20 protein-coding genes are annotated in these 20,272 nt (G+C 64.2%); 10 read left to right on the top strand and 10 right to left on the bottom strand.

The window, feature by feature from the left end; genetic code table 11:
• The first annotated feature begins 14 nt into the window (after window positions 1–14).
• From rodA to ACQ4N9_RS06545, 8 genes are all read left to right on the top strand, one after another.
• Window positions 15–1,118, top strand: coding sequence for a rod shape-determining protein RodA (gene rodA / locus ACQ4N9_RS06580; protein WP_390966857.1), 1,104 nt, complete (start codon window positions 15–17; stop codon window positions 1,116–1,118).
• A 17-nt stretch (window positions 1,119–1,135) separates the two neighbouring features.
• Complete coding sequence (gene mltB / locus ACQ4N9_RS06575; protein ID WP_390966683.1) at window positions 1,136–2,146, top strand: lytic murein transglycosylase B; 1,011 nt, start codon at window positions 1,136–1,138, stop codon at window positions 2,144–2,146.
• Window positions 2,146–3,144, top strand: coding sequence for a septal ring lytic transglycosylase RlpA family protein (locus ACQ4N9_RS06570; protein ID WP_390966685.1), 999 nt, complete (start codon window positions 2,146–2,148; stop codon window positions 3,142–3,144). Before mltB ends, ACQ4N9_RS06570 begins: the two co-directional genes overlap by 1 nt.
• 272 nt (window positions 3,145–3,416) lie before the next feature.
• The gene (locus tag ACQ4N9_RS06565) at window positions 3,417–4,577 is read left to right on the top strand and encodes a D-alanyl-D-alanine carboxypeptidase family protein (RefSeq protein ID WP_153787725.1); all 1,161 of its coding nucleotides are present in this window, start codon (window positions 3,417–3,419) and stop codon (window positions 4,575–4,577) included.
• 72 nt (window positions 4,578–4,649) lie between these two features.
• Window positions 4,650–4,925 carry a DUF493 domain-containing protein gene (locus tag ACQ4N9_RS06560; protein WP_390966687.1) on the top strand — a complete coding sequence of 92 codons (276 nt, stop codon included), beginning with the start codon at window positions 4,650–4,652 and terminating at the stop codon, window positions 4,923–4,925.
• Window positions 4,925–5,572, top strand: coding sequence for a lipoyl(octanoyl) transferase LipB (gene lipB, locus ACQ4N9_RS06555; RefSeq protein WP_390966688.1), 648 nt, complete (start codon window positions 4,925–4,927; stop codon window positions 5,570–5,572). The genes ACQ4N9_RS06560 and lipB overlap by 1 nt, the downstream gene beginning before the upstream one ends.
• 2 nt (window positions 5,573–5,574) lie before the next feature.
• Window positions 5,575–6,591 carry a lipoyl synthase gene (gene lipA / locus ACQ4N9_RS06550; RefSeq protein WP_153787728.1) on the top strand — a complete coding sequence of 339 codons (1,017 nt, stop codon included), beginning with the start codon at window positions 5,575–5,577 and terminating at the stop codon, window positions 6,589–6,591.
• A 97-nt stretch (window positions 6,592–6,688) separates the two neighbouring features.
• Complete coding sequence (locus ACQ4N9_RS06545) at window positions 6,689–7,627, top strand: S66 peptidase family protein (RefSeq protein ID WP_390966690.1); 939 nt, start codon at window positions 6,689–6,691, stop codon at window positions 7,625–7,627.
• A gap of 82 nt (window positions 7,628–7,709) precedes the next feature.
• Here ACQ4N9_RS06545 and ACQ4N9_RS06540 read toward each other — a convergent pair whose 3' ends face one another.
• The 5 genes from ACQ4N9_RS06540 to leuS form a co-directional block, all read right to left on the bottom strand.
• On the bottom strand, window positions 7,710–9,023 hold the full coding sequence (locus tag ACQ4N9_RS06540) for a lytic murein transglycosylase (protein WP_390966692.1): 1,314 nt from the start codon (window positions 9,021–9,023) through the stop codon (window positions 7,710–7,712).
• Window positions 9,024–9,093: 70 nt separating this feature from the next.
• Complete coding sequence (gene arfA, locus ACQ4N9_RS06535; protein WP_153787732.1) at window positions 9,094–9,258, bottom strand: alternative ribosome rescue factor ArfA; 165 nt, start codon at window positions 9,256–9,258, stop codon at window positions 9,094–9,096.
• Between the two features lie 159 nt (window positions 9,259–9,417).
• The gene (holA, locus tag ACQ4N9_RS06530; protein ID WP_390966695.1) at window positions 9,418–10,455 is read right to left on the bottom strand and encodes a DNA polymerase III subunit delta; all 1,038 of its coding nucleotides are present in this window, start codon (window positions 10,453–10,455) and stop codon (window positions 9,418–9,420) included.
• A 36-nt stretch (window positions 10,456–10,491) separates the two neighbouring features.
• The gene (gene lptE / locus ACQ4N9_RS06525) at window positions 10,492–11,097 is read right to left on the bottom strand and encodes an LPS assembly lipoprotein LptE (protein ID WP_390966696.1); all 606 of its coding nucleotides are present in this window, start codon (window positions 11,095–11,097) and stop codon (window positions 10,492–10,494) included.
• A 61-nt stretch (window positions 11,098–11,158) separates the two neighbouring features.
• Window positions 11,159–13,765, bottom strand: a complete 2,607-nt coding sequence (gene leuS, locus ACQ4N9_RS06520; RefSeq protein WP_430932461.1) for a leucine--tRNA ligase — start codon at window positions 13,763–13,765, stop codon at window positions 11,159–11,161.
• Between the two features lie 239 nt (window positions 13,766–14,004).
• Here leuS and ACQ4N9_RS06515 point away from each other — a divergent pair, with 239 nt between their 5' ends.
• Together ACQ4N9_RS06515 and ACQ4N9_RS06510 are read left to right on the top strand one after the other, a co-directional pair.
• On the top strand, window positions 14,005–14,319 hold the full coding sequence (locus ACQ4N9_RS06515) for a hypothetical protein (RefSeq protein ID WP_125462479.1): 315 nt from the start codon (window positions 14,005–14,007) through the stop codon (window positions 14,317–14,319).
• A 129-nt stretch (window positions 14,320–14,448) separates the two neighbouring features.
• The gene (locus ACQ4N9_RS06510) at window positions 14,449–15,210 is read left to right on the top strand and encodes a YdcF family protein (protein ID WP_390966700.1); all 762 of its coding nucleotides are present in this window, start codon (window positions 14,449–14,451) and stop codon (window positions 15,208–15,210) included.
• Between the two features lie 252 nt (window positions 15,211–15,462).
• Here ACQ4N9_RS06510 and lnt read toward each other — a convergent pair whose 3' ends face one another.
• The 5 genes from lnt to ACQ4N9_RS06485 all read right to left on the bottom strand — a co-directional run bounded on the left by lnt (window position 15,463) and on the right by ACQ4N9_RS06485 (window position 20,127).
• Window positions 15,463–16,980: an apolipoprotein N-acyltransferase gene (gene lnt, locus ACQ4N9_RS06505; RefSeq protein WP_390966702.1), complete on the bottom strand. Its 1,518-nt coding sequence runs from the start codon at window positions 16,978–16,980 to the stop codon at window positions 15,463–15,465.
• An 8-nt stretch (window positions 16,981–16,988) separates the two neighbouring features.
• Complete coding sequence (locus tag ACQ4N9_RS06500) at window positions 16,989–17,828, bottom strand: HlyC/CorC family transporter (protein ID WP_110993410.1); 840 nt, start codon at window positions 17,826–17,828, stop codon at window positions 16,989–16,991.
• A gap of 26 nt (window positions 17,829–17,854) precedes the next feature.
• Window positions 17,855–18,328, bottom strand: a complete 474-nt coding sequence (gene ybeY, locus ACQ4N9_RS06495; protein WP_390966704.1) for an rRNA maturation RNase YbeY — start codon at window positions 18,326–18,328, stop codon at window positions 17,855–17,857.
• Window positions 18,321–19,319: a PhoH family protein gene (locus tag ACQ4N9_RS06490; RefSeq protein ID WP_347150090.1), complete on the bottom strand. Its 999-nt coding sequence runs from the start codon at window positions 19,317–19,319 to the stop codon at window positions 18,321–18,323. Before ACQ4N9_RS06490 ends, ybeY begins: the two co-directional genes overlap by 8 nt.
• 262 nt (window positions 19,320–19,581) lie before the next feature.
• Window positions 19,582–20,127, bottom strand: a complete 546-nt coding sequence (locus tag ACQ4N9_RS06485; protein WP_125462484.1) for a tetratricopeptide repeat protein — start codon at window positions 20,125–20,127, stop codon at window positions 19,582–19,584.
• Window positions 20,128–20,272 lie beyond the last annotated feature (145 nt).

Raw genomic sequence — 20,272 nt, 5'->3', positions numbered from 1 at the left:
CCAGCGAAGACGTGATGCGCCGGCGCGCCAGCTTCCTGCAGCGCATCCACGTCGACGGCCCCTTGCTGCTCATCCTGCTGACGCTGGCCGCCGGCAGCCTGTTCGTGCTGTATTCGGCCAGCGGCAAGAACTGGGACCTGCTGATGAAGCAGGCCTCTTCCTTCGGCATCGGCCTGGTGTCGATGTTCATCATTGCCCAGCTGGAGCCGCGCTTCATGGCGCGCTGGGTGCCGCTGGCCTACCTCAGCGGGGTGATGCTGCTGGTGGTGGTGGACGTGATGGGCCACAACGCCATGGGCGCCACGCGCTGGATCAACATCCCCGGGGTGATTCGCTTCCAGCCCTCGGAGTTCATGAAGATCATCATGCCGGCGACCATCGCCTGGTACCTGTCCAAGCGCACCCTGCCGCCGCACCTCAAGCACGTGGCGATCAGCCTGGTGCTGATCGGCGTGCCGTTCATCCTCATCGTGCGCCAGCCCGACCTCGGCACGGCGCTGCTAATCCTCGCCTCCGGTGCCTTCGTGCTGTTCATGGGCGGCCTGCGCTGGCGCTGGATCGTCAGTGTGATCGCCGCGGCGGTGCCGGTGGCGGTGGCCATGTGGTTCTTTGTCATGCATGACTACCAGAAGCAGCGCGTGCTGACCTTCCTCGACCCGGAAAGCGACCCGCTGGGCACCGGCTGGAACATCATCCAGTCCAAGGCGGCGATCGGCTCGGGCGGGGTATTCGGCAAGGGCTGGCTGCTGGGCACCCAGTCGCACCTGGACTTTTTGCCGGAAAGCCACACCGACTTCATCATCGCCGTGCTGGGCGAGGAATTCGGCCTGGTCGGCATTTGCCTGCTGCTGCTGATCTACATGTTGCTGATCGGCCGCGGGCTGATGATCACGGCCCAGGCGCAGACTCTGTTCGGCAAGCTGCTCGCGGGCAGCCTGACCATGACCTTCTTTGTTTATGTGTTCGTCAATATCGGTATGGTCAGCGGCCTTCTGCCCGTGGTGGGCGTGCCGCTGCCCTTCATCAGCTATGGCGGAACTTCGTTGGTGACGCTGCTGTCAGCGTTTGGCGTTCTGATGTCGATCCATACGCACCGCAAATGGATTGCTCAAGTTTGAAAAAGGTGAAGAATTCAATGCAAGCAGTGCGTGGCTGGGTTGCCCGTTGTGTGCCGTGGATCGGTGTGGTGGGCCTGTGCGGCGCTGTCCAGCAAGCCCTTGCCGGCGATTACGACGGCTCGCCCCAGGTGGCCGAGTTCGTTGGCGAGATGACCCGTGACTACGGCTTTGCCAGTGAGCAGTTGCTGGGTGTGTTCAGCGAGGTGCAGCGCAAGCAGGCGATCCTCGACGCGATCTCGCGGCCGGCCGAGCGGGTCAAGCCGTGGAAAGAGTACCGTCCGATGTTCATCACCGACGCGCGCATCGCCCGCGGGGTGGACTTCTGGCGGCAGCACGAGGCGGTGCTGGCCCGCGCCGAGCAGGAATACGGCGTGCCGGCGCAGTACATCGTCTCGATCATCGGCGTAGAGACCTTCTTCGGCCGCAACACCGGCAACTACCGGGTGATCGACGCGCTGTCCACCCTCGGTTTCGACTACCCGCCGCGTGCCGAATTCTTCCGCAAGGAGCTGCGCGAGTTCCTGCTGCTGGCCCGTGATGAACAGCTCGACCCGCTGACGCTCAAGGGCTCCTATGCCGGCGCCATGGGCCTGCCGCAATTCATGCCGAGCAGCTTTCGCAACTACGCGGTGGATTTTGACGGCGACGGCCACATCAATATCTGGAACAACCCTGACGATGCCATCGGCAGCGTCGCCAGCTACTTCAAGCGTCACGGCTGGGTAGCCGGTGGGGCCGTGGTCAGCCGCGCGCAGGTTGCAGGCGCCAGAGCCGACGAAGGCCTGACCACCGGCATCGAGCCGGTCAAGACCGTGGGGCAGTTGCGAGCGCTGGGCTGGTCGAGTCATGATGCGCTGCGCGATGATCTGCCGGTCACCGCCTTCCGCCTGGAAGGCGAGTACGGCCCCGAGTACTGGATGGGCCAGAAGAACTTCTACGCGATCACTCGCTATAACCGCAGCGTGATGTATGCCATGGCGGTGCATCAGCTTGCCGAACAGCTGGTTCAAGCACGGGGCGTCAAGTAATGCGCGCAATCATCTCTGCCAACACCTTCAAGCTGCTGACCTGCGTCACCGTCGGCATGCTCCTGGTCAGTTGCTCGACCAGCCGCCCGACCTCCCAGGGCAGCGGCAACGCGGTGCGTTCGCAGCCGGGCCTGGACATCAACCGCGCCCACAAGGATGGCGCGCCGTGGTGGGACGTGGACGTCAACAAGATCCCCGACGCCACCCCGACCGTGCACACCGGCAACTACAAGGCCAACCCGTACACGGTGCTGGGCAAGACCTATTACCCGATGCAGGACTCGCGCAACTACCGCGCCGAGGGCACTGCCTCGTGGTACGGCACCAAGTTCCACGGGCAGAACACCGCCAACGGCGAACTGTACGACCTCTATGGCATGAGCGCGGCGCACAAGACTCTGCCGCTGCCGGCCTACGTACGGGTGACCAACCTGGCCAACGGCCGCAGTGTGATCCTGCGGGTCAACGACCGCGGGCCGTTCTATTCCGACCGCATCATCGACCTGTCCTACGCTGCGGCGAAGAAGCTCGGCTATGCCGAGAGCGGTACCGCCCATGTGCGCGTCGAAGGTATCGACCCGCAGCAATGGTGGGCCCAGCGTGGCCAGCAGCCGCCGCTGATGCTCAAGGAACCGCAGGTCGCCCAGGCCCAGCCGATCGCTGCCAGCACCGGGCGTGTCGAGCAGTGGACCCCGCCGCCGCAGCAGCATGCAGCGCCTGTGGTGCCGGTGCAGGTGAGCGGCAACAACGTGCCGAACAGCAACGGTGGCAGCATCCTGCAGGTGGGCGCCTTCGCCAACCCGGACGCCGCCGAGCTGCTGCGCTCCAAGCTGAGCACCATGGTCAGTGCGCCGGTGTTCATCAGCTCCGTCGTGCGTAACCAGCAGACCCTGCACCGAGTCCGCCTGGGGCCGATCAACAGCCAGGGCGAGATCCAGCAGACCCAGGACAGCATTCGCCTGGCCAATCTCGGCCAGGCCAAAGTCGTCACCGACTAGCAGCGGCAAGCTTCAAGCTGCAAGCCTCAAGAAAAAGCCACGGTGCACGCCTGCTCTTTCTTGCCGCTTGAAGCTTGCGGCTTGCAGCTCTTGCTGTCGGTTTGTTCATGAATTGCCGGGCGTTGCCATGTACAATGCCCGCTTTTGCCCGCAGCGGCATTAGGTCGCACTTTTGCGGGCCAGGCCATCGGCCATAAAACTAGACTGACGGGGCGCCGGGCACACGATGTGGCCCGCGGAACATCAGACCATTAGCGATTTACGAGAGACGGATGAACATCACCAACCTTGCCAAACGACTTTGCCTGCCTGTTCTGCTGCTGATCACGCCTGTCGCCTTCGCGGCCGAGCAGATGATGCCGGCACCACCGCAACTGGCCGCCAAGTCCTATGTACTCATGGACGCGGCCAGCGGCAACGTGCTGGTCGAGAACAACGGTGACGAGCGCCTGCCGCCAGCCAGCCTGACCAAGCTGATGACCGCCTACATCGCCACCCTCGACATCCGTCGTGGCCAGATCGGCGAGAACGACCCGGTGACCGTCAGCGAAAACGCCTGGCGCACCGGCGGTTCGCGCATGTTCATCAAGGTCGGCACCCAGGTGACCGTCAGCGACCTGCTGCACGGCATCATCATCCAGTCCGGCAACGATGCATCGGTGGCCCTGTCCGAGCACATCGCCGGCAGCGAAGACGCCTTCGCCGACATGATGAACAAGACTGCCGCCGACCTGGGCATGGGCAACAGCCACTTCATGAACCCGACCGGCCTGCCGAACCCGGAGCACTACTCCTCGGCCCACGACATGGCCCTGCTGGCACGCGCGATCATCAACGAAGACCCTGCGCACTACGCCATCTACTCGCAGAAAGAGTTCTTCTGGAACAACATCAAGCAGCCTAACCGCAACCTGCTGCTGTGGCGCGACAAGACCGTCGACGGCCTGAAAACCGGCCACACCGACGAAGCCGGCTACTGCATGGTCGCCTCCGCCGTGCGTGACGGCCAGCGCCTGATCGCCGTGGTGTTCGGCACCAACAGCGAGCAATCGCGTGCCGCCGAAACGCAAAAGCTGCTGACCTACGGCTTCCGCTTCTTCGAAACCCAGACCTTCTATCAGAAGGGCACCGAGCTGACCCAGGCCCCGGTATGGAAAGGCGCGACCAACCAGGTCAAAGCCGGCCTGGCCAACGACCTGACCATGACCATGCCTAAAGGCCAATTGAAGCGCCTGCAGGCTTCGATGAGCATGAATCCGCAACTGACCGCTCCGATCGCCAAAGGTGACGTGATCGGCAAAGTGGAAGTCAAACTGGACGAGAAAGTGATTCACAGCGCCGACCTGATCGCCCTCGATGGCGTGGAAGAAGCTGGTTTCTTCGGCCGTATGTGGGACAGCATCCGCCTGTTCTTCTACGGTTTGTTCAACTGATACGTGACCTGCATGCCCCCGTGAACCAGGCGGGGGCGTTGCTGTTGCCACGGCTTACGAGGCCATCCCGCAATGAGCGAAGAAGACGTCAAGTCGCATAAGATCGAATTCCCTTGCGAGGACTATCCGATCAAAGTGATCGGCGATACCGTGGTCGGTTTCAAGGACATGGTGATCGAGATCCTCAGCAAGTACGCCAAGGTCGATCTGGCCACCCTGGCGGAGCGCCAGAGCAAGGAAGGCAAGTACACCACGGTGCAACTGCACATCATTGCCGAAAGCGAAGATCAACTGCACGACATCAACAGTGCCCTGCGTGCCACCGGCATCGTGAAAATGGTGCTGTGATGAGCGCATGCCTCGGTATCCGCGAGCTTGGCCTACAGCCCTATGAACCGGTGCTGGAGGCCATGCGTCGCTTTACCGAGGCGCGTGGCCCGGATGCCCAGGACGAAATCTGGCTGGTGGAGCACCCGGCGGTGTTCACCCAGGGCCAGGCTGGCAAGGCCGAGCATCTGCTGGTGCCTGGCGACATCCCGGTGGTGAAGACCGATCGCGGCGGCCAGGTGACCTACCACGGCCCCGGCCAGTTGGTCGCCTACCTGCTGCTGGATGTGCGTCGCCTGGGCTTTGGTGTGCGTGAACTGGTCAGCCGCATCGAGCAGACGCTGATCGAGCTGCTCGCCAGCTACGGCGTGCAGGCTGCCGCCAAGCCCGATGCCCCTGGCGTCTATGTCGATGGAGCGAAAATCGCCTCCCTTGGCCTGCGAATCCGCAACGGTCGTTGCTTCCACGGCCTTGCTCTGAATGTGGACATGGACCTTGCGCCATTCCGCCGAATCAATCCCTGTGGGTATGCGGGGCTGGCGATGACCCAGCTGCGCGACCTGGCAGGCCCGATCGAACTCGACGAGGTCAGGACAAGGCTGCGCGGACAGCTGGTCAAGCACCTCGACTACGCTGAGCAGACGACCCTCACGGGCGGAATCGACTGAATATGACAACTGTGCAAGAAGCCGTGCCGAACCTGATCCCGACGCAAGACGTCACCCCGCGCCCCGCGCCCAAGAAAGTCGAAGCCGGCGTGAAGCTGCGCGGCGCCGAAAAGGTGGCGCGCATTCCGGTGAAGATCATCCCCACCGAAGAACTGCCGAAGAAACCCGACTGGATTCGCGTACGCATCCCGGTTTCGCCGGAAGTCGACCGGATCAAGCAACTGCTGCGCAAGCACAAGCTGCACAGCGTGTGCGAAGAGGCCTCCTGCCCGAACCTGGGTGAGTGCTTCTCGGGCGGCACCGCCACCTTCATGATCATGGGTGACATCTGCACCCGTCGCTGCCCGTTCTGCGACGTCGGCCATGGCCGGCCGAAGCCGTTGGACCTGGACGAGCCGAAGAACCTGGCCGTGGCCATCGCCGACCTGCGCTTGAAGTACGTGGTGATCACTTCGGTGGACCGCGACGACCTGCGCGACGGCGGTGCCCAGCACTTCGCCGACTGCATTCGCGAGATTCGCGCGCTGTCGCCGGGTGTGCAGCTCGAGACCCTGGTGCCGGACTACCGCGGCCGTATGGACGTGGCGCTGGAAATCACCGCGCAGACCCCGCCGGATGTGTTCAACCACAACCTCGAAACCGTACCGCGCCTGTACAAGGCCGCGCGCCCGGGCTCGGACTACGACTGGTCGTTGGACCTGCTGCAGAAGTTCAAGCAGATGGTGCCGCACGTACCGACCAAGTCCGGGCTGATGCTGGGCCTGGGCGAGACCGACGAGGAAGTGATCGAGGTCATGCACCGCATGCGTGAGCACGAGATCGACATGCTCACCCTCGGCCAGTACCTGCAGCCGTCGCGCAGCCACCTGCCGGTGCAGCGCTTCGTGCACCCGGACACCTTCGCCTGGTTCGCCGAGGAAGGCTACAAGATGGGCTTCAAGAACGTCGCTTCCGGCCCGCTGGTACGTTCCTCGTACCACGCCGACCAGCAGGCTCACGAAGCCAAGATCAAGCTCTGACACGGGCTTGAGCTGAACATGCCGATGTGCGCCGCGAGGCCGCATCGGCTTTTTTTTAGCTGCAAGTTTCAAGCAGCAAGCTGCAAGGAGTGGCGCGATGAATTGCGTGGAGACCAGCGAGACCCTGCTGTTGAGGGCCCTATCCGACAATGCCCGGTTCGCCATTGTCGCGCCGGCAGGGCCGGCGCGCCTGGATGAGGACAAGGCGCAGCAGTGGTTCGAGCAGCGTGGCCACCGTTGCCGTGTTTACCCTGGGGCCAAGCAGGCCCAAGGATACCTGGCTGGCAGCGATCAACAGCGCTTGCAAGACCTGCACGACGCCTTCAGCGACCCTGAGGTCGACGCGATCCTGTGCATGCGTGGCGGCTACGGCAGCATGCGCCTGCTGGATGCGCTGGACTTCGACCTGATCCGTCGCCACCCCAAGCCGCTGGTGGGCTACAGCGATATCACCGCGCTGCATACGGCGCTCAATCGGCATGCCGGGCTGATCACCTTCCACGGCGCGATGCTCAATGCCGACCTGTTGGGGGGCAAGCTTGAGCCGACGGTGAGCTCACTGTTCGAGCAGCTGGATGGGCGGCTGGGGGAGGGGGATGCGATTGTTCATCCGGCGGCTTACCCGCTGACGACGGTTGTGCCGGGCGTGGCGAGCGGGCGACTGGTGGGGGGCAACCTGTCGATGCTCGGTGCCACCTTGGGCACGGTGGCCGAGCTGGATAGCCAAGGCGCCATTCTGTTCATCGAGGACGTCAACGAGCCGCTGTACCGGGTTGACCGCCTGCTGACCCAGCTGCGCCTGGCGGGCAAGCTGCAAGGCCTGCGGGGTGTGCTGGTGGGGGACTTTGCCGGGGTGACGGTTGCAGCGATGACGCCGCTGCTGCTGGATATCTTCGGCCCGCTCGGGGTGCCGGTGCTGGCCGGCTGGCGCAGCGGGCACTGTGATCCGAACCTGTGTTTGCCGATGGGGGCGCGGGTAGCGCTCGACAGCACGCTTCAGTGCCTGAGCCTGGCGCAGCCCTTGTTCAGGGCATAAGGCCATCGCGGGGCAAGCCCGCTCCCACAGCGCCTGTGCAAGGCGTGGGAGCGGGCTCGCCCCGCGATAGGTATCAACGGATTCAGCGGCGCAGGCTATCGAGCAATTTGTGCGTCGGGTAGCCATCTGCCGGCCAGCCCTGGCCCTGCTGCGCATTGCGAATGGCCTTGCGGGTGTTGGCGCCGATGATGCCATCGGGATTGCCCGCCTCGTGCCCGCTGGCGTTGAGCAGGGTCTGCAGTTCGATCCGCTCGCTGCGGCTCAAGGGCAGGTCGTCCTTCGGCCAGCTGCCGGCGATGAAGCCCCAGCCAGAGAACCGATCACCCAGCAGGCTGACCGCCAGCGCGTAGGACGACGAGTTGTTGTACTTGAGGATCGCGCGGAAGTTGTCCAGCACCAGGAACGCCGGGCCGCGAGCGCCAGCCGGCAGCAGCAGGGCGGCGGACAGCTGGCTGCTGTTGGCCGGCAGCTGGGTGCCCGTCGGTAGTTTCACGCCCAGTTGCAGCCATTCATTGACGCTCTTGCGCTGGCTGCCGTCGGCCAGCCAGTAGTCGAAGCCGGCAGGTACCTGCACTTCGAAGCCCCAGGGTTGGCCGCGTTTCCAGCCAGACGCCTGCAAGTAGTGCGCGGTCGACGCCAGGGCGTCGGCGGTGCTGTTCCAGATATCGCGGCGGCCGTCACCGTCGAAGTCCACGGCGTGGGTCAGGTAGGTGGTGGGGATGAACTGGGTCTGGCCCATGGCCCCGGCCCAGGAGCCGCGCATGGCGTCGGGCTGGATGTCGCCGTTCTGCAGAATCTGCAGGGCGGCGATCAGTTGGTCCTGGGCGAACTGCGGGCGACGGCCCTCGTAGGCCAGGGTGGCCAGCGAACGGATCACCGATTTGCTGCCCTGGAACTGGCCGAAGTTGCTCTCCATGCCCCACACCGACACCAGCACCTGGCGGTCGACACCATAGCGTTGCTCGATACGGGCCAGCAGCTCGGCGTTCTGCTCCAGCAGTTTCTTGCCGTTGCGCACGCGCAGTGGCGACAAGGCGCCGTCCAGGTATTCCCAGACCGGGCGGGTGAATTCGGGTTGGCTGCGGTCGGCCTTGATCACGTCCATGTCCGGGGTGACGCCGAGGAAGGCGCGATCGAACAGGCTGGGGTTGATACCGGCTTGCAGGGCCTGCTGGCGGAAGCCTGCCTGCCATTGGGCAAAGGTCTGCAGAGGCTGGATTTCTGTGTTGGTCTCGGCGCCGGTGCCGGGCAGCGTCACCACGGGGGCGGGCTGGGCGGGAGCCAGCGGCAGGGCGTCGGCGGCGGTGGGTTTCTCGGCGCAGGCGACGAGCAGGATGAAGCTGGTGGCCGCGATCAGCTGGCGAGGTTGCCAGCGTAGAGTGAGACGAGAGGGCATGCACGAATCCAGAATTGCAGGTCAGGTGCCGACCATACCATGCCTGCGCATTTCATGCCTTTGATGGCTTTCATGCCGCCATAAAGCAGGAAGCCTCCCAATCTCTCGATTGGAAGGCTTCGCGGCGGTAGCTGCCTTTGCCTTTGTCCGGTCGTTCCTGGCGGCAGCGGAACAGCGGTTGGGCGATGATCGACTTGGCCTTGTTGGGGCCGTGCTTTTTCGGCTTTTTGCTCATGGCGGGTTCCCGATTGGGGTGGGTTTCGCGGCGTAATTTAGGCCTGTGCAGGCGTGGGGGCCAATTGATTGTGTTTATGGTTTGAAAGCCTATCGCGGGGCAAGCCCGCTCCCACGTGTAGTGCGCGACAGCTGTAGGAGCGGGCTTGCCCCGCGATCGTTATTCGGCGGGAAGGGCCAGCCGCTGCCCGGCCATCAACAGCGCCAGACGCGCCAGACTGGTCCAGGGCGAACCCTGGGCCTGGCCCTTGATCTGCGCATCGATGCGCTGGGCATCCTGCAACAGCATGGCCCAACGCTGCGCCGAAAGGCGTTGCAGTGCTTTGCTCACCAGCGGCCGGCGCTTGTCCCACACCGGTGGCCGGGCCTGGCTGAAGGCCTTGTCCAGCGGCACCCCCTGGCTGAACTGCTGGGCCAGCCCCGCCAGCAGGCGCAGTTCACGGGCCAGGGCCCAGAGGATCACCGGCGGCTCGACACCTTCGCCGCGCAGCCCCTCGAGCATGCGCAGGGCATGGGCTGCCTCGCCGTTGAGGATGGCATCGACCAGGCCGAATACATCGAAACGGGCGCTGTCGGCAACTGCCGCCTGCACGGTCTCGACGGTGATCTGGTTGCCATCGGCCAACAGCTTGAGCTTTTCGATTTCCTGGGCGGCGGCCAGCAGGTTGCCTTCGACCCTGGCGGCGATCATGTCGACCGCATCGCGCTGTGCTGTCAGGCCGGCCTGTGAGAGGCGCTGGTTGATCCACTGCGGCAACTGCTGGGCGTCCACCGGCCAGATCTGGATGAACTGGCAGTGGCCGCCCTCGATCAGTGCCTTGCCCCACTTGGTTTTCTGCGCGCTGCCATCGAGCTTGGGCAGGCTGATCAGCAGCAAGGTGTCTTCGGCGGGGTTGGCGCAGTACTCGATGAGTGCGGCCGCGCCCTTGTCGCCAGGCTTGCCCGAAGGCAGGCGCAACTCCAGCAGGCGGCGCTGGGCGAACAGCGAGAGGCTGGCACCGGCCAGCAGCAGGTTGCCCCAGTCGAAGTTGGCATCGGCGCTGAACACCTGGCGCTCGTCGTAACCTTGCTGGCGCGCGGCGCCACGAATGGCGTCGGCGGCTTCCTGGCACAGCAGCGGGTCGTCGCCGCTGACGATGTACACAGGGGCCAACTGGCCCTGCAGGTGTTTGTTGAGTTGGGCTGGGGAGAGTTTCATGGCGAAAGGCGGGGTGCCGGGGCACCCCGTTCAGGCTCAGTTGGCCGGGACTTCCAGCGGGGACTGCTGGGGCGTCTCGTCGCGGATGCGTTGTGCTTCCTGCAGTGCCTGGGCTTCGGCTTTGGCGCGTTCGTCGGCCTTGTGCTGCAGCTCGCCCAGGCGTTCTGGGGTCAGCTGCTGCAGGCGGACCATCATGCTCTGTACCAGGTCGCTGCGCATTTCCTGACGGACCTGGGCCGCTTCCTGGCTGGAGCCGGTGATGTTGTTGCCGTTGTGCACGTAGTAGCGCTGCACCTGCAGTTTGTCTTCCAACAGCACGGTGTCGTTCTGGCCTTCGATGGCATAGTTCAGCACCGTGGTCAGCTCGTATTCCGCCGAGCGGTTACCACTGCTGTAGGTCGCCGCGCGCTGGGTTTCCTGTTCGTTGGTGAGTACCAGCTTGTACGGCGCACCGCTGTATACCCTTACCTCGTTGCTTTCCAGAGTACGGCGCAACTGCTTGACGGTGTCGCCGTAAGCGTTGCGGGCGCTGAGGTCCAGCTCCTTGATGGTCAGTTCGGTGGTGCCGGTGCCGCGCAGCTGGAAACCACAGGCGCTGAGCAGTACGGCCAGGCCCATTACCAGCAGATTGCGTTTGATCATGTTGTAGCTCCCTCGTGGGCCGAATACGCCCGCCCGCGCCGTGCGCGGACGGGCGTTGCCATCAATTGGCGACGATGTTGACCAGCTTGCCCGGTACCACGATGACCTTGCGGATGGTCAGGCCATCAGTGAAGCGCAGGACATTCTCGTTGTTGCGGGCGGCCGTTTCGATCTCCTCGCGGCTGGCGGCGGCAGGCATGTCCACCTGGCCGCGCAGCTTGCCGTTGACCTGTACCACCAGCGTGACGGTGTCCTGCACCAGCGCGCTTTCGTCAACGGCCGGCCAGCCGGCGTCGATGACGGCCTGGTCGTGGCCCAGGTGCTTCCACAGCTCGTGGGAAATGTGCGGGGTGATCGGCGACAGCAGCAGGGTCACGGCCTCGAGGCCTTCCTGCAGCAGGGCACGGTCCTGGGCGGTGGCTTGCGGGGCCTTTTCCAGCACGTTCATCACGGTCATCACCTGGGCGATGGCGGTGTTGAACTTGTGGAACTGGCCGACATCGGTGCTGGCCTGCTTGATCGCCGCGTGGATGGCGCGGCGGATGACTTTTTGTGCGTCGTCGAGCGAGGCGACATCCAGCTTGCCTGGCAGGCCCTGAGCAACGTGGGCCTGGGCCAGGCGCCAGACACGGCGCAGGAAGCGGCTCGCGCCCTCGACGCCGGAGTCGGACCATTCCAGGCTCATGTCGGGCGGCGAGGCGAACATCATGAACAGGCGGCAGGTATCGGCGCCGTAGACGTCGATCATCGACTGCGGGTCGACGCCGTTGTTCTTCGACTTCGACATCTTCTCGGTGCCGCCGATTTCGACCGGCAGGCCGTCGGTCTTCAGGCGTGCGCCGATGATCTTGGCTTTGGCATCGCGCTCGATCTCGACATCGGCCGGGTTGAACCAGTCCTTGCCGCCGTTGCTGGCAACGCGGTAGTAGGTTTCGGCGACGACCATGCCCTGGGTGAGCAGGTTCTTGAACGGCTCGTTGGAGGTGACCAGGCCTTCGTCACGCATCAGCTTGTGGAAGAAGCGCGCGTACAGCAGGTGCAGGATGGCGTGCTCGATGCCACCGATGTACTGGTCGACCGGCAGCCAGTGGTTGGCAGCTTTGGGGTCTACCAGGCCCTTGTCGTAGTTCGGCGAGGCGTAGCGGGCGAAGTACCAGGACGACTCGACGAAGGTGTCCATGGTGTCGGTTTCGCGCTTGGCCGCGGTGCCGCATTTCGGGCAGGTGCATTCATAGAATTCGGGCATGCGCGCCAGCGGCGAACCGGCGCCGTCCGGCACCACGTTCTCCGGCAGGGTGACCGGCAGTTGGTCTTCCGGCACCGGTACGTCGCCGCACGTTGGGCAGTGGATGATCGGGATCGGGCAGCCCCAGTAGCGCTGACGGCTGATACCCCAGTCGCGCAGGCGGAACTGGGTGCGCGACTTGCCGAGGTCCTTGCGGATCAGGGCGGCTTCCATGGCGTCGAAGGCGCCGGCGAAGTCTAGGCCATCGAATTCGCCGGAGTTGATCAGTTGGCCGTGCTCGCCATAGGCGGCCTGCCATTCGCTGGACACTTCGTCACCGGCGCTGGTGCGCACAACGGCCTTCACTGGCAGGTTGTACTTGTGGGCGAACTCGAAGTCGCGCTCGTCGTGGGCCGGCACGGCCATCACGGCGCCGTCGCCGTAGTGCATCAGGACGTAGTTGGCGACCCACACCGGCAGCTTCTCGCCGGTCAGCGGGTGTTCGACCAGCAGGGAAGTGGCCATGCCCTTCTTCTCCTGGGTGGCCATGTCGGCTTCGGCGACGCTGCCGCCCTTGCACTCGTCGATGAACGCCTGCAGCGCCGGGTTGCCCTGGGCGGCCTGGGTGGCCAGCGGGTGCTCGGCGGCGACGGCGACGTAAGTGGCGCCCATCAGGGTGTCGGGGCGGGTGGTGAAGACTTTCAGCGTGCCTTCGTGGCCGATGCTGGCCTGGTCGTACGGGAACTGTACTTCCATGCCGCGCGACTTGCCGATCCAGTTGCGCTGCATGGTCTTGACCTGCTCAGGCCAGCCCGGCAGCTCGTCGAGGCTTTCCAGCAGCTCGTCGGCGTAGTCGGTGATGCGGAAGTAGTACATCGGGATTTCGCGCTTTTCGATCAGCGCGCCCGAGCGCCAGCCACGGCCGTCGATGACCTGCTCGTTGGCGAGCACGGTCTGATCGGCCGGGTCCCAGTTCACGGTACCGTTCTTGCGGTAGATGATGCCTTTCTCGAACAGGCGGGTGAACAGCCACTGCTCCCAGCGGTAGTAGTCCGGCTTGCAGGTGGTGACTTCACGGGCCCAATCGATACCAAGGCCCAGGCTCTTGAGCTGGGTCTTCATGTAGTCGATGTTTTCGTAAGTCCACTTGGCCGGGGCGACGTTGTTTTTCATCGCCGCGTTTTCCGCCGGCATGCCGAAGGCGTCCCAGCCCATCGGCTGCAGGACGTTCTTGCCCAGCATGCGCTGGTAGCGGGCAATCACGTCGCCGATGGTGTAGTTGCGCACATGCCCCATGTGTAGCTTGCCGCTCGGGTACGGGAACATCGACAGGCAGTAGTAGGTCTCCTTGCCTGGCTGTTCGGTAACAGCGAACGACTGTTGCTCGTCCCAGAACTTCTGGGCGGCGGCTTCGATATCACGGGGCGTGTATTGTTCGTGCATGGCTACTTTTTAACTGAGAGAGAAAGGACCCTGTTTCCAGGCAGCGGAACCTCGCTGCGACCGGCACTCCGGTGTCGATAGAGTGAACGCCGTAGCATACATGAGCGCCGCGCATCGTGGGAAACCCTGATTGCATCCCCCGCCGCGCGGGCCGTTGGTCGCGGCGGGCAGCTGCTTTTCATGACAACGCTAAGCTCATTTGTGGGGGGAGATATTCTTACCTTCAATGAGGTGAACGGATGGGAGAGTCGCAACTACCTGCAAGCAAACCGGAGCTTTACGAACGCCTGATCGACCGCCTGGGCCTGGCACTGGAAGTGGCCAGAACCTCGGTACGATTGCGCGACGAGATGCCTGCCGAACTGGAATTGCGTGGCCTGAGCCACGCCGAGTTCGAGGTGATCAAGGCCTATCTGGAGTCACTCCCGGCAGGTCGCCATGCCAGCGCCGGTGCCTACCCGCAACCGGAACCATCCTCGGCCAGAATCATCTGGCTCAAGGATCGAAAACGCGCCACTGCTCCAGCAAGATCCAGGACGCAGCCATCCCGATAGCCGTTCAGGTTTGCAGGCGCACGTGTTCACGCGCCGGTTCTTCAACACCCACTCTGTGATCGGCGTCGACCTCCCCTTGAGGCCCGGCGCCGATCCTCTTAGGCTGCATGCCTTCCATGGAGGTGTGTGATGCCGATTCGCTTTTTCATCAAACAATGGCTGATGCCGCCGGGCGTGCTGCTGCTGTTATTGCTGGCGGCCTGGTGGTGGCGTCGGCGCCGGCCGCGCCTGGCGGCTGCGTGCTTTGCCCTGGGCCTGGGTGGGCTGTGGCTGATGAGCCTGCCGTTGGTCGTGGAGCAGGCGGCCCGGCAGCTGGAAACGGAACCTGCGTTGACGCCGCAGAGCTGGGCGAGCCTGGCAAGCCGTGCCGATGCCATCGTGGTGCTCGGCGCCGGGCGTGATCGAGGCGATCCAGCCTGGGGCGGCAGCGATCAACCTTCCTACCTGGCCCTGGAGCGCATGCGCTATGCCGCGCAACTGGCCAAGGCGTCGGGGTTGCCGGTGCTGACCAGCGGCGGCCTGCACTATGGTACGCCGCCGAGTGAGGCGCAGTTGATGGCTGAGCGGCTGCAGGCAGATTTTGGTGTTTCGGTCACCTGGAAGGAAGAGGCCAGCCATACCACCTGGGAGAACGCCGCGCTCAGCGCGCAGGTCTTGCAGCCGCTGGGGATTCGCCGCGTGGTAGTGGTGACCCAGGCCTGGCACATGCAGCGCTCGCGCTGGAGCTTTGAGCGTGCCGGCTTCGAAGTGGTGCCGGCGCCGGTGGGGTTCCTCGGGCGCGATCATGCCCGGCCGTTTGCCGGGTTGCTTCCGGAAAGCCGGGCGATCTGGCAGAGCGGGCAGTTGCTGAACGAGGCGGTGGGGCTGGTGGGGTATCGGCTGTTCTACTGATTCTTGCACCGCAGGTGCCGGCCTCTTCGCGGCGGTTCGACGCCTCGATAAACCCGCTCCCACAGCTACTATGCAAGCCTTGAGGGCCGCGGCGAACCCGTGGGAGCAACTGTCTTATGTTGTCAGTGCTGGCCTCATCGCTGGCAAGCCAGCTCCCACAGGTACGATGCTTGCCTCGAGGTTAGCGCGGTCCATGTGGGAGCGGGTTTATCGAGGCGTCGAACCGCCGCGAAGAGGCCCTTGCGAGCGCTGTCAGACAGTCTTGGCAATCCGCCCGGCCAGCAAGGCCCAACCCAGCAGCAATGCGCAGACAATCGCCAGCGGCCACGAACGCCACTGCAGGTAAGGCGTCAGCTGTTGCATCGGCACTACCTCGCCATACAGCACCGCGCGCTCGAACTGCGGGATCTGCGTGGTGATCTTGCCGAACGGGTCGATCAGCGCGGTCACGCCGTTGTTGGTGGCGCGGATCATCCAGCGGCCGGCTTCCAGGGCCCGCATCTGCGCCATCTGCAGGTGCTGCAGCGGGCCGATCGAGGTGCCGAACCAAGTGTCGTTGCTGATGGTCAGCAGCAGGTCGCTGCGTGCTGCCAGGCTGGCGGCGAACTCGGGGTAGACCACTTCGTAGCAGATGTAGGGCGCAATCTGGTAGCCCTTGGCCTGCAGCAGCGGCTGGTCCGCAGGGCCGCGGGCAAAGTCCGACATCGGCAGGTTGAAGAACTCGATCGCCCCGCGCAGCATGTCCTGCAGCGGCACGTATTCACCAAAGGGCACCAGCTTCTGCTTGAGGTACAGGCCGTCGCCTTCACCGGCCACGGTGATGCCGTTGAAGTAGCGCCGCTGGTGGTGGACCATCTGCCGTACCGGCACCCCGGTGATCAGCGCCGAATGCCGCTCGGCGGCAAACGCCCCCATCATGTCGATGTAGCCCTGGGCCTGGTCCTTGAGCACCGGTACAGCGGTTTCCGGCCAGACCAGCAGGTCCACAGGTTTTGAACTGAAGCTCATGTCACGGTACAGCGCCAGCTGGGCGTTGACATGGGCTGGGTCCCATTTCAGGTCCTGTTCGACGTTGCCCTGCAGCGCGGCGACCTTGAGCGGGTCGCCGGCCGGCCGGGTCCAGGCGTGGCCCTTGAGCGCCATGCCGACGACCCAGGGCGCTACCAGCAGCACGACGCCAATGGCCAGGAACGATGGGCGTGCGCGTAGCCGGAGCAGGTTGCACAGCAATGCCGCGGTCAGCGCAAGGCTGAACGACACCAGCCACACACCGCCGAGCGGCGCCAGCCCGGCCAAGGGGCCGTCGAGCTGGCTGTAGCCGGCGTAGAGCCATGGGAAACCGGTCAGGAACCAGCCACGGAAGGCTTCCTGCAGTAGCCACAGCGCAGCGAAGCTCAGCGCATCGGCCAAGGGCGCCTCGTCGCGGCGCAGCCAGCGCGCCCAGAGCCAGGCCGGCAAGGCGAAGAAAAACGCCAGGCAGGCGAAGAACGCCAGCAACAGCAGGATCGCCAGCAACGGCGAGGCGCCGCCGTAGGTGTTCATGCTGACGTAGATCCACCAGGTGCCGGCGCCATACAGGCCGAAGCCGAAGCACCAGCCGCGGGCCAGGGCCTGGCGCGGGTTGAGGGTACGCAGGCCGGCGTAGAACAGGGCGATGGACAGCAGCGCCAACGGCCAGATGTCGAAAGGCGCCAGGGCCAGGAGGGTGGAAGCGCCGGCCACCATGGCCAGCAGGTTACCGGGCCAGCCGGGGCGGGTGATCCAGCGCATGTTCGTCCTTAACGGTTGATCGGTGTCAGGCGTAGCAGGTGTATCCGCCGGCTGTCGGCGTTGAGAATGCGGAAGCGGTAGCCGCCGATCTCGGTGGTCTCGTTGCGTTTGGGCAGGTGACCGAACGCACTCATCACCAGGCCGCCGACCGTGTCGAACTCGTCATCGGAGAATTCGCTGTCGAAGAACTCGTTGAAGTTCTCGATCGGGGTGAGTGCCTTGACCAGGAAGTCGCCGCTGGGCAGCGGCTTGATGTAGCTGTCTTCCTCGACGTCGTGTTCGTCTTCGATGTCGCCGACGATCTGTTCAAGCACGTCTTCGATGGTCACCAGGCCGGCCACACCGCCGTATTCGTCGATGACGATGGCCATGTGGTTGTGGTTGGCGCGGAACTCGCGCAGCAGCACGTTCAGGCGCTTGGACTCGGGCACGAAGGTGGCCGGGCGCAGCAGGTCCTTGATGTTGAAGCTGTCGCCGTTCTCTTTGAGGATCAGCGGCAGCAGGTCCTTGGCGAGCAGGATGCCAAGCACATCGTCATGGCTTTCGCCGATCACCGGGTAGCGCGAGTGCGCGGCATCGATCACCGCTGGCAGGAACTCGCGTGGCGACTGGCTGGCCTTGATGCTGATCATCTGCGAGCGCGGCACCATGATGTCGCGCACCTGCAGGTCGGCGACCTGGATGGCGCCTTCGACGATGGTCAGCGCTTCGCTGTCGAGCAGCTTGTTCTGATGGGCTTCGCGCAGCAGTTCAAGCAGCTGCTGGCGGTTTTTCGGCTCATGGGCAAAAGCCTGGGTCAGTTTACCCAGCCAGGACTTTTGCCCGTTGCTCGATCGGTCTTCGCTCATGGCGGTTACTCGTGTTCCTTGCAGTGTCAGTGTGTGATTGAGTCGGTTTCGTCGTCGGCGTACGGGTCCGGGTGACCCAGTTCCGCCAGCAATTCCCGTTCCAGCGCTTCCATCTCTTCGGCTTCGTCGTCGTCGATATGGTCGTAGCCGAGCAGGTGCAGGCAGCCATGGATGACCAGATGGGCCCAGTGCGCTTCGAGGGCCTTGCCTTGTTCTTTGGCTTCGCGCTCGACCACGGCGACGCAGATCACCAGGTCGCCGAGCAGCGGGATGTCCAGCAGGTCGTCGGGCACGTCGGCGGGGAAGGACAGCACGTTGGTCGCGTAGTCCTTGTGCCGGTAGGTGTGGTTAAGCTCGCGGCCTTCGGCTTCGTCGACCAGGCGGATGGTCATCTCGGAGTCGGCGCTGCGCTGGCGCAGGGCAAGCTCGCACCAGCGGCGGAAGGCGGCGTCATCCGGGCTGGCAGCATCCGTTGCCCGTTGCAGATCGAGTTCAAGCATCTTTGCCGCGCGCCTCGGGTTGGGCCTGTCGGGCTTCGAAGCGGTCGTAGGCTTCGACGATGCGTTGCACCAACGGATGGCGCACCACGTCCTTGGGCTGGAAATGGGTGAAGCTGATGCCCGGTACGTCCTTGAGCACCTCGATCACGTGGGCCAGGCCCGACTTGGTGCCGCGTGGCAGGTCGACCTGGGTGATGTCACCGGTGATCACCGCGGTCGAGCCGAAGCCGATGCGGGTGAGGAACATCTTCATCTGCTCGAGCGTGGTGTTCTGGCTCTCGTCGAGGATGATGAAGCTGTTGTTGAGCGTGCGGCCGCGCATGTAGGCCAGCGGGGCGATCTCGATCACCTGGCGCTCGATGAGCTTGGCCACATGTTCGAAGCCGAGCATCTCGTACAGCGCGTCGTACAGCGGGCGCAGGTACGGGTCGATCTTCTGGGCCAGGTCGCCGGGCAGGAAGCCGAGCTTCTCGCCAGCCTCGACCGCCGGGCGCACCAGCAGGATGCGGCGCACTTGCTCGCGCTCCAGCGCATCCACGGCGCAGGCCACAGCCAGGTAGGTCTTGCCGGTACCGGCCGGGCCGACGCCGAAGTTGATGTCGTTGGCCAGGATCTCTTTGACGTAGCGTTGCTGATTGACGCCGCGCGGCGTGATTTTGCCCTTGCGCGTGCGCAGCGAGACGCTGACTTCATTGACGGCGGGGTTGCCGATGTCCTCGACCGCGGATTCCTGGAGATAGAGGTGGACCGTTTCCGGCGACAGTTCGCTGGCCTTGGCCTCGCGATAGAGGCGGCGCAGCAGCTGTTCAGCGGCGGAGGTGGTCTTGGGTTCGCCGATCAGTTCGAACTGATTGCCGCGGTTGCGGATCTCGATGGCCAGGCGTTGCTCGATCAGGCGCAAGTGCTCGTCGAACTGGCCGCACAGGTTGGCGAAACGGTTGGCCTCGAAAGGTTCGAGGATGAAGCGATGGGGTTGTATGGGTGCGTTCAAGGTGGTTTTTAGCCGCTCGACGGCAATGAATGTGAGCTCAAGAATAACCCTTGAGTGGCAGTGGCGAAAGCACTGAAACGATCAAGGGTCGGTAGTGCCCGTGGTGGCCTCATCGCGGGGCAAGCCCGCTCCCACGCTATGGCCTGTTTTGGGCCGCCTCCAAGCACAGTTTCGTGGGCTGCGCGATGAGGCCGGCGCGAGCACGAGAAATCCTCGACCCATCTTGATCGGCATTTCTTACGTCTGTGTGATAGGGCTGTCGTCAGGGGAGGGGCGAGAACGGGGTACGCCCTTCGGCGTTCTGCAGTTCCAGCAGGTACTTGCGGAAGATCTGGCCGAGCACCTGGGTGGCATGCTCAAGCTCGTCACGCGGCATTTGCTCGGTGACTTCGTCGGCCATGTCCAGTGCATCTTCGGCACCGTTGACCGCAGCCATCTTCAGCAGGATGTAGGCCTGCACGTTGTTGGCCTTGACCCCTTCGCCGTGGAAGAACATCGAACCGAGGCGATACTGCGACTGGGCGTGGCCCTGCAGCGAGGCCTTCTCGAACCACTTGAGCGCTTTGTCGAGGTGACGGGGGGTACCGCTGTAATAGAACTCGCCCAGCTCGTACTGTGCTTCGGCATCCCCGGCGTCTGCCGTTTGCTCGCAGGCTTTCAGGGCAGTCTCCTGATCCTCCGGCGCGGCATTCAGCGTGCAGCGGCCCGTCGCTGGAATCAGCAACGAGTTACCGCCCTCCGCCAGGGCCAGCAGGGGCTGAAGAAGCAACAGGCAGCCCATGGTCAGGGCGCGGCCGGTGCGGTTCATGGGGATCGACTTACCTCTGCAAAGCTACGGCCAAGGTCTCTGGTGGCACATTATGGGATAAGCAGCGCCAACCTTACAAAGTTTTACTGGAAATTCTACATCTGCATTGAGGGTTGTCGACGCCTCAGGTCCTTGTGACCTGGTT

The sequence above is a fragment of the Pseudomonas sp. ES1 genome (assembly GCF_050586605.1).
GTDB lineage: Bacteria > Pseudomonadota > Gammaproteobacteria > Pseudomonadales > Pseudomonadaceae > Aquipseudomonas > Aquipseudomonas sichuanensis.
Note: the sequence above shows the minus strand (reverse complement) of the source record. Positions and strands in the feature narration are given on the sequence as shown.

Coding starts and splice junctions, on each gene's coding strand:
- rodA (WP_390966857.1), top strand. CDS start 15: ATGCGCCGGCGCGCCAGCTTCCTGCAGCGCATCCACGTCGACGGCCCC.
- mltB (WP_390966683.1), top strand. CDS start 1,136: ATGCAAGCAGTGCGTGGCTGGGTTGCCCGTTGTGTGCCGTGGATCGGT.
- ACQ4N9_RS06570 (WP_390966685.1), top strand. CDS start 2,146: ATGCGCGCAATCATCTCTGCCAACACCTTCAAGCTGCTGACCTGCGTC.
- ACQ4N9_RS06565 (WP_153787725.1), top strand. CDS start 3,417: ATGAACATCACCAACCTTGCCAAACGACTTTGCCTGCCTGTTCTGCTG.
- ACQ4N9_RS06560 (WP_390966687.1), top strand. CDS start 4,650: ATGAGCGAAGAAGACGTCAAGTCGCATAAGATCGAATTCCCTTGCGAG.
- lipB (WP_390966688.1), top strand. CDS start 4,925: ATGAGCGCATGCCTCGGTATCCGCGAGCTTGGCCTACAGCCCTATGAA.
- lipA (WP_153787728.1), top strand. CDS start 5,575: ATGACAACTGTGCAAGAAGCCGTGCCGAACCTGATCCCGACGCAAGAC.
- ACQ4N9_RS06545 (WP_390966690.1), top strand. CDS start 6,689: ATGAATTGCGTGGAGACCAGCGAGACCCTGCTGTTGAGGGCCCTATCC.
- ACQ4N9_RS06540 (WP_390966692.1), bottom strand. CDS start 9,023: ATGCCCTCTCGTCTCACTCTACGCTGGCAACCTCGCCAGCTGATCGCG.
- arfA (WP_153787732.1), bottom strand. CDS start 9,258: ATGAGCAAAAAGCCGAAAAAGCACGGCCCCAACAAGGCCAAGTCGATC.
- holA (WP_390966695.1), bottom strand. CDS start 10,455: ATGAAACTCTCCCCAGCCCAACTCAACAAACACCTGCAGGGCCAGTTG.
- lptE (WP_390966696.1), bottom strand. CDS start 11,097: ATGATCAAACGCAATCTGCTGGTAATGGGCCTGGCCGTACTGCTCAGC.
- leuS (WP_430932461.1), bottom strand. CDS start 13,765: ATGCACGAACAATACACGCCCCGTGATATCGAAGCCGCCGCCCAGAAG.
- ACQ4N9_RS06515 (WP_125462479.1), top strand. CDS start 14,005: ATGGGAGAGTCGCAACTACCTGCAAGCAAACCGGAGCTTTACGAACGC.
- ACQ4N9_RS06510 (WP_390966700.1), top strand. CDS start 14,449: ATGCCGATTCGCTTTTTCATCAAACAATGGCTGATGCCGCCGGGCGTG.
- lnt (WP_390966702.1), bottom strand. CDS start 16,980: ATGCGCTGGATCACCCGCCCCGGCTGGCCCGGTAACCTGCTGGCCATG.
- ACQ4N9_RS06500 (WP_110993410.1), bottom strand. CDS start 17,828: ATGAGCGAAGACCGATCGAGCAACGGGCAAAAGTCCTGGCTGGGTAAA.
- ybeY (WP_390966704.1), bottom strand. CDS start 18,328: ATGCTTGAACTCGATCTGCAACGGGCAACGGATGCTGCCAGCCCGGAT.
- ACQ4N9_RS06485 (WP_125462484.1), bottom strand. CDS start 20,127: ATGAACCGCACCGGCCGCGCCCTGACCATGGGCTGCCTGTTGCTTCTT.